This window comes from Mesorhizobium sp. dw_380 (assembly GCF_018588885.1).
Lineage (GTDB): Bacteria > Pseudomonadota > Alphaproteobacteria > Rhizobiales > Rhizobiaceae > Mesorhizobium.
Genome location: NZ_JAFFIW010000014.1, coordinates 124,879 through 135,578, shown reverse-complemented (window position 1 = coordinate 135,578; position 10,700 = coordinate 124,879). Strand labels below are relative to the sequence as shown.

Genomic DNA, 10,700 nt, shown 5'->3' with positions numbered 1-10,700 from the left:
ATTCGTGCTTTTGCTGTTGACCTTGTCACCCATGATCTTGCGGTTGTTGGTCATGATGAGAAGGAGGAGCAGGAGAGGAGGCGTGGAAAACCCTTGCACGATGCCTGACCAGGGCTTTCATCGGATTGAAGCCGAAGAAATTGAGACCCACTGCCACCAGCGTGATCATTGCGATCGCCATATAGAATTTAGGAGCCTGCTGGGGCTTGGCATGCGCCTGCAAGACCGCGGTTTCGCCCAGGAGCAAATTTGTCGGGCGCAATCCGTGAGCCGTTTGCCAAACGCTGGGTGGGCTTCTTAATGTCGCTGAAGCGCGCGATCCCTGTCGGGCCAGTTTGGAGACAGCCAGCTAAGTCGCCACAGAGGAAGTCACACCAACGGGCCGAACACGAAAATAGCCAGGAGAACAATGAAGATCACGGCGGCAGCCGCCACCGCCCACATGACGATCCTCCTGGTGCCCTGTTGCTCCTCTTCTCGCGAAAGATTTTCTGCCACTGCACGATTCCTTGCTGCCACCTGAGAATGCGCCTTTGCCCTCCTGCGTACGCAGGCGTCAATCAACGTCCCGGAGGCCGTCGCGCCGCCTTTCGGGTCGTGCTTTCTTTTCCGAAGCCAGCGGATTTTGGCCTGTCGGAGCGTTCGAGGCCGCATCCTTGGAGTGGGTGGCAACGGCCGGGCCAGCTCCCGTCTGTTTGCGCATTTCGCCGGAGGGGGATCGAGCCCTTCTGAAGAATTCAACAACACGTGTAAACGGGCCCATGTCAGTTCTGCCTGGCAACGGCAAATGCCGGAACGTGTTGCGCACGGGCGTTCGCCTCTTCGTCCGTCATGCCGAAGGTTGCGATCTGCACCAGCACGACTTTGGCGGCCTTTATGATTTCATCGTCCGTCCGCTTCGTGTCGCCGGAGGCAAGCGTCACCCTGACGGACTCGCCGCCTTCTCCCCAGAATTCGACCCGGTCGGTTCCTGCTTCGTGGAGCACCCGGGTATCGATCAGTTCCATCACTCGTCTCCTTCCGTAGGAGAAATTTCGATGCAGAGGGCGCGGCGATCGCCGGCGCCCTGCGGAATGACGTCTTACCAACCTTGCCTGTTGCACCAATCGTCGACGTCGCGCCGCACACGATCCTTCGCGATGCCGTAACGCTCCTGGATCTTGCCTTCGAGCTGATCGCGCTTGCCGGCAATGCGGTCAAGGTCATCGTCGGTGAGCTTGCCCCACTGCTCCTTGACCTTGCCTTTCACCTGTTTCCAGTTTCCTTCCACGCGGTTCCAGTCCATCACACGCTCCCCTTGGTTCTTGAAAAGCTTCGGACAGCTTCGGATAGGAAACGCAATCCAGCGAAGGATGTTCCTGGAAGCGGACGGCAGGTGGATTGGGAGGCATCCTGGCTTCACACGGGCGCGGCAGCTTACGTGGGCCGGGCGGAACGATTTAGCAGAAAAGTCGTTGCCTCACCGGATACAGGATGGACAAAATGGTCGCTCCCCGCGCTGCCTGGAAAGGTTTTTTGAAGGTTGGTTCAGTGTCGTGCGGCGTAAAGATCGTCGGCGCCACAAGCGAGGCGTCGAAAATTCACTTCAAGATCTTGAATCGCAAGGACGGACTTCCCGTCAAAAGCGTCTATGGCGATGAGGAGACCGGAGAGCCTGTCGATCCGGGGGATCAGGTGAAGGGTTTCGAGGTCGAGAAGGACGAGTACCTTCAGATCGAACCTGACGACATCAAGGCACTCAAGCTGACGTCGAAGCATACGCTTGAAGTCGGTGAGTTCGTACCGGTCGAGGAGATCGACACACGCTATCTCGAAAAGCCCTATTATCTCATACCGTCCGACGGCACCGCCGCCGAGGCTTATGGCGTGATCCGCGATGCCATGAAGAACAAGCGCGTCGCCGCTCGCTCCTGCGTCGTGCTTTACCAACGCGGCCGGGAGGTTCTGATCCAACCTCTTGGCAAGGGCATGGTGATGACCGAGCTACGCAACCAGCGTGAAATGGTTTCGGAAGACAGCGTGTTCGGCGACTTGAAGAAGCAAAAATATGACCCCGAGCTGCTCGAAATCGCCGGCCTGCTCATCGACAAGAGGGTGACGACGTTCGATCCCTCTGAGTTCGAGGACACCTACGAAGATGCGCTGATTGCCATGATCGACGCAAAGCGAAAGGGCAAGCAGCCGCCGAAGTCGGCACCGAAGCCGAGAGAGAATGTCATCAACCTGGCCGAGGTGCTGAAGAAGAGCCTCAGACAGGAAGGATTGGCAAAGCCCGGGAAGAGCGCTTCACCGAAACGCAAGACGGCGTAGTACCTAAGAATTGCCGCGGCACGGGCTTTGCCGGACTGGCGGCCGCCAGGCTTTGCCGGCACTTTGCGGTAAAGCAAGTCGCCAAAGGACGGCGAAGCCGGCGTCATTGAAACGGCGAAATACAACCTGACGGACAGCAGCCGCGGCGTGCCGCAACGAGACCAGCAGGGCGCAACCCATCGAAGGGAACCGACGCATCCCCTTGGGAATGCGTCGGCTCCAAAAGCTTACGCGTGGCGGATTTCCGTTCCCAGCACCTTCAAACATTCGCGGATGAACGCAGCAAGCGCCGTCCAACCCTTGGCCGAAACCATCGTCCCATCCACATAGGCATCGGTAGGAGACAGATCGATGTAAGTGCCGCCGGCAAGCGTCACCTCCGGCTCGCAAGCCGCGAGTGCCGCCACCTTCTTGCCGCGAACGACGCCGTCGACGGCGATCAGAATCTGGACGCCATGGCAGATCGTGAAGATCGGCTTCTTGGCGTCGTGGAAGTGGCGGACCATAGACTGCACGCGCTTGTCGGTTCGGATGTATTCGGGACCGCGGCCGCCCGCGCAGTAGACGGCGTGATACTGGTCAAGCTGCTTCTCGGCATCCGAGAAAGTCTTGTTGATCAGCGCGTAGTGGCCGAGCTTTTCGGTGTAGGTCTGGTCGCCTTCGAAGTCATGCAGCGACGTCTTGATCAGGTCCCCGGCATTTTTGTCGGGGCAGACGACATGGATGGTATGGCCAACGGCCTCCATGGCCTGTTGATAGACGAAGATTTCGTATTCTTCGGTGAACTCACCGGTCAGCATCAGGATTTTTTTGCCTGGCATGGCTCTTCCTCTCTCTTTGGGCTTGGCAAGGCGCGATTGCGCCCTGCCTGTCTTCGAAATAGGACCGGGTCAGAATGGCGAGTCCGGGAAATAGTATCCTTGGCGCTTGCCTGGGTGATCAGCGGCGCATCGAGCTTGCCGGCGACAACGTGCATCCCCCCTCCTCGGCGGTATTCGCGGCAATGGACATGGGCTTCGGCCTCAATCGAATGCCGGCAGCAGACGATCGCGCGAGTGCTCTATGTGGATGCGCATCGCCTTTTCGGCGGCGTCGGGATCGGCTGCGCCGAACGCAGCGAGGATCGCCTCGTGCTCGTCGAGCGCCTCCTCGGTCACGCGCGCATGGAACATCAGGCGGAAGATATGGAAGTGGGTGTGCTGGTGGCCCAACGTCTCGCGGATGAGTTCGTTTTCAGAGAACTCCATGATCTTGTCGTGGAAAATCGCGTCCTGCCTGGCAAAGTTCGAATAGCGAACGCGATCGTCCTTGCCCTCGCGGCGCGACATCACGCCGGCGGCCTCGAGCAAGATATTAAGCTTGGCCTCGTCCATGGCTGCGGCGGCCTTTGCGGCGCCATGCGGTTCGAGCAGCAGACGCATCTCGTACAATTCGTCGAAACGGCGCCGGCTGATCTGGGGCGCGGCTCGGTATCCGATCAGATGCGTCTTGAGCACCAGGCCTTCGCCTTCGAGGCGGCCGAGCGCTTCGCGGATCGGCGTGTGCGAGACGTTGAATTCCTTGACCAGGCTGTCGACTGTAATGCGTGACCCAGGCGCGATCTTCAGCGCCATCAGCTGTGCGAAGATGGCTTCATAAACATCTTCGACGAGGCTGTTGGCGCGCTGGATGCGACCAGCTCCAACGGTGACATCGATCGTATCGGGTAAGTTTGCGGTCTGCATCTTTTTGCCTCTTGACAGTGAGCACTGCTAACACGATGCTCCGGTCGATGCAATCCTATATCCTATACGATTTTAAAGCGGATACGTTTTAGGTGCGAGAGATAGGCTCTTGGACTGCCCGATCCCTACCCCCTACTCCGTGTTTAATGCCTGCGTTTCAGTTCAGCCGCCGTCAAAGGACCCGATAATCATGAGCCTCTTCGCTGCCCTACGGTTGCCGCGTGAAATCCTGTTCGGCAACGGGCAACGCCACGTGCTGCCGACGATAGCCGGAAGGTTCGGTCGTCGCGCCCTGGTCTGTACCGACGAGCGGTTCGCCGGCACGGCGGCGTTCGCCGAGATCATCAATTCGCTTCAATCGGCCTCGATCGGGGTACTCGTGCACGACCGCGTCCTGCCCGACGTGCCGCGCGACACGGTCGGCGTTTGCGTCGAGGAGGCCAAGGGGTTCAAGCCCGACATGGTGATCGGCATCGGCGGTGGCAGCTGTCTCGATTTCGCCAAATGCGCCACCTTGCTGCTCAGCCATGGCGGCAAGCTCCAGGACTACTACGGTGAGTTCAAGGTGCCCGGCCCGACGCTGCCACTGATCGCTGTGCCGACCACGGCCGGCACCGGTTCCGAAGTGACGCCGGTCGCGGTTATTTCCGATCCGGACCGGACGCTGAAAGTCGGCATATCGAGCCCTTATCTCATCGCCGCTGTCGCTGTCTGTGATCCCGAGCTGACGATGACCTGTCCGCCCGGCTTGACCGCGATCGCCGGCGCCGACGCCTTGACGCATGCCATCGAGGCCTTCACCGCCATGCGGCGCGGCGAAGATCCCAACCTGCCGCAACAACATGTCTTCATCGGTAAGACCGCGCTGACCGACCATTTCGCGTTGCTGGCCATCAGACTGCTGGGGCGTAGTCTGGAGAGGGCCTGCACCGACGGCACCGACGCAAATGCGCGTGCCGATGTCATGATGGGGGCGCTGGCTGCGGGCTGCGCGTTTGGCACCGCCGGCACAGCCGCGGCGCATGCCGTGCAATATCCGGCGGGCGCGCTCACCCACACAGCTCACGGATTGGGTGTGGCAACAATGATGCCTTACGTCATGACCTATAACAGCCGCGTCGCCGGCGCCGAAATGGCCGAGATAGGTGCTGCACTTGGCCTTGAGGTGAATGGGAGAACCGCCGATGAGATGGCGCGCATCACCATCGAGGAGATCCGGAGATTGTTCGCGGCGATCGGCATCACACCAACACTGGCGGATCTCGGCCTTCCCGCCGACAAGCTCGACTGGACAGCCGAACAGGCGCTCGGCATTGACCGCCTTATCAAGAACAACCCGCGCCCCTTCGATCTCGGAGCGATGCGACGCCTCGTTCAGGCCGCCCATGACGGCGACCTGGCCGCCTGCGTTATGTAAACAATGGAACAAAGCCATGAATCTGAACCCTCACCAGCTCGACCAGGACGGCTACGACGTGCGCGGCTTTTCGCATGGGCTCTATATTGGCGGCACCTGGCGGCAGTCATCCGATGGCCGGCTCATCGACGTCGTCGATCCCTCGTCCGGGGCGGTGATCGCGGCGGTTCCCGATGCGACGCTCGAGGACGCCACCGCCGCCGTGGAAGCAGCGGCCAAAGCCGCCAGGGGCTGGCGGGAAACCGCGCCGCGCAAGCGCTCGGAAATTCTCAGGCGCTGTTTCGAGCTGATGGTGGAACGGTCTGAAACGCTCGCCATGCTGATCTCGCTGGAGAACGGCAAGGCGCTGCGCGACGCGCGCGGCGAAGTGGCTTACGCCGCAGAGTTTTTCCGCTGGAACGCGGAAGAAGCCGTTCGCATCACCGGCGAGTTCGGCACCGCGCCCTCGGGCACGAACCGCATCATGGTCGATTACGAGCCGATCGGCATCTGCGTGCTGATCACACCGTGGAATTTTCCGGCCGCAATGGCGACACGGAAAATCGCGCCCGCGCTCGCGGCGGGCTGCACGGTCATCTTGAAGCCGGCCAGCGAAACGCCCCTGACGGCGTATGCGTTAGCGGCGCTCTACAGCGAAGCCGGCGTGCCGGCCGGTGTGGTGAACGTCCTGACCACGACTAATCCCGGACCGCTGACATCGGCCATGCTCGCCGATCCGCGTGTCAGGAAGCTCTCCTTCACCGGGTCGACGGGTGTTGGCCGAACCTTGCTTGCCGAGGCAGCGAAGAACGTGATCTCCTGCTCAATGGAACTCGGCGGCAACGCGCCTTTCGTCGTCTTCGACGACGCCGATCTCGAGGCCGCGCTCGACGGCGCGATGATCGCCAAGATGCGCAACGCCGGCGAAGCCTGCACCGCTGCCAACCGCCTCTATGTGCAGTCGGGAATTCATGATGCTTTCGCCGATGGGCTACGCAAGCGCATGGCGGCACTTAGGGTGGGGGCGGGCACGAATGCCGACACCGAATGCGGGCCGATGATCACGAAAAGGGCTGTCGACAAGATCGACCGTCTGGTCAACGACGCGGTGAGCCGGGGGGCCAAGGTGCTTTGCGGCGGTTCGACTTTGGAGGGCGAAGGCTTCTTCTATCCGCCCACGGTGCTGGCGGACGTGCCGCCAGATGCCGCGATGGCGCATGAGGAGATTTTTGGACCGGTCGCTCCCATCACCAGATTTGAGGCCGAGGCCGAGGCTATCGCGCATGCTAACGACACGGAATACGGTCTTGCCGCCTACATTTATACACGCGATGTTGGCCGAGGCATGAGGGTCGCCTCCCGGATCGAGGCCGGCATGATCGGCCTCAACCGTGGACTGATGTCGGATCCGGCCGCACCCTTCGGCGGTGTCAAACAGAGCGGCCTCGGCCGCGAAGGCGGCCAGCATCACGGTATCGCCGAATTCATGGAAGCCAAATATATTGCCGTTACTTTCTGAACAGGCCACCATGTCGAAAGATCCGTTTCGCATCCGCGACCACGTTGCCGATTTCGACGACATCGTGGCCGATCTCGTGGCGCGCAGCGCAGCAACCAGGAACGCGCTGTCGATGGTGGCTGATGTCGCCTATGGCGAAGGCATGGCCGAGAGGCTCGACGTGTTCTTTCCGCCGGGCAGGCGCAGAGACCTTCCGGTGCATATCTTCATCCATGGCGGCTACTGGCGCATGTTCTCCAAGCGCGACTATTCCTATGTCGCAACAACGATTGCCGAGGCAGGAGCCATTGCCGTAATCCTCGATTATGCGCTGATGCCCAAGGTCAGGATGGCGACGATCATCGACCAGGTGCGCCGCGCCAAGCAGTGGGTTCTGGCCAATATCTCCGACCATGGCGGGAACCCGGCAGCGCTGACCGTCAGCGGCCATTCCGCCGGAGCGCATCTTGCTACGTTTCTTTTCAACGGCGAGCCTGCTCCCTCGAATGTGAGAGCCGCCCTTCTGCTCGGCGGGCTCTACGATTTGAAACCGCTCCAGGATTCCTTTCTCGCCCAAGAGATTGGGATCACAGATGAGGAGGTCGCCATGTTTACACCGCTTGCCCATCGGCATGACCCGCTAACCAAGGCGACGGTTATGGTCGGAGCCAACGAGACGCCACCCTTCCATCGGCAAGCCGCTCGATTCGTGACGAACTTGCAGCGACAGGGATCGTCGACAACCTCGCTTGTTCTCAAGAACCGCAACCACATGGACAGTGTCCGAGATCTCGGTGTGCCGGGGACCCAAGCTGGCGAGTGCCTGATAAAACTGATTGCCAACGACCGCTGAGCTACCTGCCGATATCGGCGTTGCCATGCCCCTAAATATCGATGCGCTGCTCGCTGCTAGGATCGAACAGGTTGACGCTTGCCGGATCGACCGTAAGGAATATCGGCTCGTTTCGCCGGCCTGCAAACCTCGGTGGCAAGCGGGCGATGATCGACTGTTCGCCAACTTGCACCGTCACCATTGTTTCAGGTCCGGTAGGCTCCACCACGTCGATAACCCCCGTGACTGAAGCTTGATCGCGCGCAACCGCCTTCAGTTCTTCAGGCCTTATGCCCAGGATCACCGGGCGCTCGAAATCGGCCGGCCGCTTGCGGGCCTGCAATGCGACCGATACGCCATTCGCTGCAAAACGCACGCCATTCGCGTCCGGGACCAGTCGTCCGGGCAGGAAGTTCATCGCCGGCGATCCGATGAAACTTGCGACGAACACGTTGGCGGGTCTTTCATAAATGGTGCGAGGGTCGGCAAACTGCTGGATGTGGCCTCCCTTCATCACCGCGACCTTGGTGGCCAGCGTCATCGCCTCGATCTGATCATGTGTCACATAGACGATGCTCGTGCCGAGGCGCTCATGCAAGCGCTTGATCTCGGTGCGCATTTCCACGCGCAGCTTCGCATCGAGATTGGAAAGCGGCTCGTCAAAGAGGAATAGCTCCGGGTCGCGCACGACCGCGCGCCCCATTGCAACGCGCTGCCGCTGTCCTCCCGAAAGGTTGGCAGGACGTCGGTCGAGCAGATGCGAGATCTGCAGCAGTTGCGCGGCGTCGTCGACGGCGCGCTTGCGCTGGTCGGCCTCCACGCCCCGCATTTCCAATCCGAAGCCGATATTTCTCGCAACCGACATCGTGGGGTAAAGTGCATAGGACTGGAACACCATCGCGATATTGCGGTCCTTGGGCGCAAGATCCACGACGGAGCGTCCGCCGATCAGGATGTCACCTCCGGACGTGTCGTCGAGCCCTGCAATCATATTGAGCAGGGTCGACTTGCCGCATCCGGACGGTCCGAGCAGAACCAGAAAGCCTCCGTCCTCGAGCTCGATGTCAACCCCGTGAAGCACCTGTACGGAGCCATAGGACTTGCGCACGTCCTTGATGGAAAGTGTCGCCATGCGAATACTCCTAACCTTTGATGGCGCCTGCGGTCAGCCCCTGAACCATGGTTCGCTGGACAATGGCGAAAAGAACGACGACAGGCAGTATGCTGAGAATGCCGCCCGCCGCCAGGACGCCCCACGGTAGCTGGAACTCGCCAACCATCAGTTGCAGGCCGACGGGCCAGGTGCGAGACCCCTGCCCCGTCGTCAGCATCAGGGCGAACAGGAACTCGTTCCACGCAGCGATGGCAATGAACACCGAACTTGCCACCAGGCCGTTGCGCGCGAGCGGCAGGACGATGCGGATCATGGCACCGAGCCTTGTCGACCCGTCGATGCGCGCCGCGCTCTCGAGTTCCTTTGGTGCGGAATCGAAGAAGCCCTTGAGCATCCACGCGAACAGCGGCAGCAGGAAACTCGTATAGGCAAGCGCAAGTCCGAAACGGCTGTCCACGAGACCAACGCCGCGCATGACGACATAGAGCGGAATGATCATCATCACTGCCGGGAACATGCGAACGATGAGATAGCCGAGCATGAGTTGAGTTCGGCCGCGAAACGCGAAGCGTGAAAATGCATAGGCCGCAAGCGTACCCGTGGCGACGCAGATCGTCACCGTCAGGAAGGTGACGACAAGGCTGTTGCCGATAAGCCGCGGAAAGCCGGACTGCGTCCAGATGGCCACATAATTGTCGAAGGTAATTCGCCTCGGTATGTACTGCATCGTCTGGGTGACAATGTCGGCCTCATATTTGAGCGATGTCAGAAGCATCCAAATCATCGGACCGATGCAGAATATCGACAGGGTCGCGAGGACGAAGTAGGTGGCGATGTTTGCGATCATCCGCCGACGGCGCTTGCTTTCAATCATCGCCCCCTCCTTTGGTAATCCTGGAGAGGCGGATGTAGCCCACCGCGAAAATCATCAGGATCACGAACATCACCACCGACAGGGCGGACGCGTAACCGAAATTGAATTCCTTGTAGGCGGTCTGGAAGGCGTACAAGGACAGAACCTGCGTGGCATCTCCCGGCCCGCCACCGGTGAGAATGAGGAGCAGATCGGGCGAATTGACCAGACCGATGACGCGCAGGATCACCGCCGCCGCCATCACGGTCTTGAGCATGGGCAAGGTAATCAGCCTGAGCTGCGCCGAAACGCCTGCGCCGTCCACGGCCGCTGCCCTGTAGAGATCTTCAGGGATACTCTTCAGGCCCGCCAGCAACAACAGGGCAAAGAATGGAAAGCCATGCCATGCCTCGACGAGGATGGTCGCTGCAAGGGCAGTATTGGGATCCGCGAACCATGCCTTGTAGGTCTGCAGTACACCCACGCGAACAAGAAGATCGTTGATGACCCCAAGCCGCGGATCGAGCAGCAAGGCCCACATATGACCCGCCACGACGTTGGGCAGGAAATAGGGAAGCAGGATGAGCACGGCGAAGATCTTCGTGCCCGGCAAATCCCTGTTGAGGGCCGTCGCGGCGAGAAGACCGAGCGCCAGTTCCAGCACGACGGCGGCAGTGACCCACACAACTGTATTCTTCAGGGCGACCCAGAAGACTGGGTCGGACCACATTCCAGCATAGTGTTTGAAGCCGATCCAGCCACCCAGCCCCGGACGCGTCAGACGCATCTCGCGAAAACTGATGGCCATGCCGTAGAGCGTCGGATAGGCGATCACCAGAAGGATCATGACGAGGCTGGGAAGGAGCAGCAAATACATCCAATATCGGGTCTCGGACAGTTCGCCGAGAACCCACAAAGGCCTATATTTGCTGGGGCTTGATGTCATGTATCCGCGATGCGAAAGCACCGTCCC

12 protein-coding genes are annotated in these 10,700 nt (G+C 60.4%); 4 read left to right on the top strand and 8 right to left on the bottom strand.

What is annotated here, in order from left to right; all coding sequences use genetic code 11:
• Positions 1-369: 369 nt before the first annotated feature.
• From JT360_RS33980 to JT360_RS16520, 3 genes are all read right to left on the bottom strand, one after another.
• Positions 370-498, bottom strand: coding sequence for a hypothetical protein (locus JT360_RS33980; RefSeq protein ID WP_284731753.1), 129 nt, complete (start codon positions 496-498; stop codon positions 370-372).
• A 266-nt stretch (positions 499-764) separates the two neighbouring features.
• Positions 765-1,007, bottom strand: a complete 243-nt coding sequence (locus tag JT360_RS16525; RefSeq protein WP_214472714.1) for a hypothetical protein — start codon at positions 1,005-1,007, stop codon at positions 765-767.
• A gap of 74 nt (positions 1,008-1,081) precedes the next feature.
• The gene (locus JT360_RS16520) at positions 1,082-1,285 is read right to left on the bottom strand and encodes a CsbD family protein (RefSeq protein WP_214472713.1); all 204 of its coding nucleotides are present in this window, start codon (positions 1,283-1,285) and stop codon (positions 1,082-1,084) included.
• A gap of 188 nt (positions 1,286-1,473) precedes the next feature.
• Between JT360_RS16520 and ku the strand changes: the two genes are divergently transcribed.
• The gene (ku, locus tag JT360_RS16515) at positions 1,474-2,310 is read left to right on the top strand and encodes a non-homologous end joining protein Ku (protein WP_502845469.1); all 837 of its coding nucleotides are present in this window, start codon (positions 1,474-1,476) and stop codon (positions 2,308-2,310) included.
• A gap of 227 nt (positions 2,311-2,537) precedes the next feature.
• On the opposite strand, the gene JT360_RS16510 is transcribed toward ku, so the two are convergent.
• Together JT360_RS16510 and JT360_RS16505 are read right to left on the bottom strand one after the other, a co-directional pair.
• Positions 2,538-3,131, bottom strand: a complete 594-nt coding sequence (locus JT360_RS16510; RefSeq protein WP_214472711.1) for a DJ-1/PfpI family protein — start codon at positions 3,129-3,131, stop codon at positions 2,538-2,540.
• Positions 3,132-3,332: 201 nt separating this feature from the next.
• A complete protein-coding gene (locus JT360_RS16505; protein WP_214472710.1) occupies positions 3,333-4,034 on the bottom strand; it encodes a GntR family transcriptional regulator in 702 nt (233 codons plus the stop codon).
• Positions 4,035-4,224: 190 nt separating this feature from the next.
• On the opposite strand from JT360_RS16505, the gene JT360_RS16500 reads away from it, so the two are divergent.
• Genes JT360_RS16500 through JT360_RS16490 form a run of 3 tightly spaced genes read left to right on the top strand, consistent with a single transcriptional unit; the run spans position 4,225 to position 7,781 of the window.
• The gene (locus JT360_RS16500) at positions 4,225-5,451 is read left to right on the top strand and encodes an iron-containing alcohol dehydrogenase (RefSeq protein ID WP_214472709.1); all 1,227 of its coding nucleotides are present in this window, start codon (positions 4,225-4,227) and stop codon (positions 5,449-5,451) included.
• Positions 5,452-5,467: 16 nt separating this feature from the next.
• The gene (locus JT360_RS16495) at positions 5,468-6,949 is read left to right on the top strand and encodes an NAD-dependent succinate-semialdehyde dehydrogenase (RefSeq protein ID WP_214472708.1); all 1,482 of its coding nucleotides are present in this window, start codon (positions 5,468-5,470) and stop codon (positions 6,947-6,949) included.
• 10 nt (positions 6,950-6,959) lie between these two features.
• Positions 6,960-7,781 (top strand): alpha/beta hydrolase, encoded by an 822-nt coding sequence (locus JT360_RS16490; protein ID WP_214472707.1) that lies wholly within the window; start codon positions 6,960-6,962, stop codon positions 7,779-7,781.
• Between the two features lie 31 nt (positions 7,782-7,812).
• On the opposite strand, the gene JT360_RS16485 is transcribed toward JT360_RS16490, so the two are convergent.
• Genes JT360_RS16485 through JT360_RS16475 form a run of 3 tightly spaced genes read right to left on the bottom strand, consistent with a single transcriptional unit; the run spans position 7,813 to position 10,604 of the window.
• Positions 7,813-8,892 carry an ABC transporter ATP-binding protein gene (locus JT360_RS16485; protein ID WP_214472706.1) on the bottom strand — a complete coding sequence of 360 codons (1,080 nt, stop codon included), beginning with the start codon at positions 8,890-8,892 and terminating at the stop codon, positions 7,813-7,815.
• A 10-nt stretch (positions 8,893-8,902) separates the two neighbouring features.
• A complete protein-coding gene (locus tag JT360_RS16480; RefSeq protein WP_214472705.1) occupies positions 8,903-9,748 on the bottom strand; it encodes a carbohydrate ABC transporter permease in 846 nt (281 codons plus the stop codon).
• A complete protein-coding gene (locus JT360_RS16475) occupies positions 9,741-10,604 on the bottom strand; it encodes a carbohydrate ABC transporter permease (protein WP_250888843.1) in 864 nt (287 codons plus the stop codon). Before JT360_RS16475 ends, JT360_RS16480 begins: the two co-directional genes overlap by 8 nt.
• Positions 10,605-10,700: the final 96 nt, after the last annotated feature.

Bases quoted from the DNA above. Each gene is read 5' to 3' on its own strand.
- JT360_RS16525 (WP_214472714.1), bottom strand. From the start codon at position 1,007: ATGGAACTGATCGATACCCGGGTGCTCCACGAAGCAGGAACCGACCGG.
- JT360_RS16520 (WP_214472713.1), bottom strand. From the start codon at position 1,285: ATGGACTGGAACCGCGTGGAAGGAAACTGGAAACAGGTGAAAGGCAAG.
- ku (WP_502845469.1), top strand. From the start codon at position 1,474: ATGGACAAAATGGTCGCTCCCCGCGCTGCCTGGAAAGGTTTTTTGAAG.
- JT360_RS16510 (WP_214472711.1), bottom strand. From the start codon at position 3,131: ATGCCAGGCAAAAAAATCCTGATGCTGACCGGTGAGTTCACCGAAGAA.
- JT360_RS16505 (WP_214472710.1), bottom strand. From the start codon at position 4,034: ATGCAGACCGCAAACTTACCCGATACGATCGATGTCACCGTTGGAGCT.
- JT360_RS16500 (WP_214472709.1), top strand. From the start codon at position 4,225: ATGAGCCTCTTCGCTGCCCTACGGTTGCCGCGTGAAATCCTGTTCGGC.
- JT360_RS16495 (WP_214472708.1), top strand. From the start codon at position 5,468: ATGAATCTGAACCCTCACCAGCTCGACCAGGACGGCTACGACGTGCGC.
- JT360_RS16490 (WP_214472707.1), top strand. From the start codon at position 6,960: ATGTCGAAAGATCCGTTTCGCATCCGCGACCACGTTGCCGATTTCGAC.
- JT360_RS16485 (WP_214472706.1), bottom strand. From the start codon at position 8,892: ATGGCGACACTTTCCATCAAGGACGTGCGCAAGTCCTATGGCTCCGTA.
- JT360_RS16480 (WP_214472705.1), bottom strand. From the start codon at position 9,748: ATGATTGAAAGCAAGCGCCGTCGGCGGATGATCGCAAACATCGCCACC.
- JT360_RS16475 (WP_250888843.1), bottom strand. From the start codon at position 10,604: ATGTATTTGCTGCTCCTTCCCAGCCTCGTCATGATCCTTCTGGTGATC.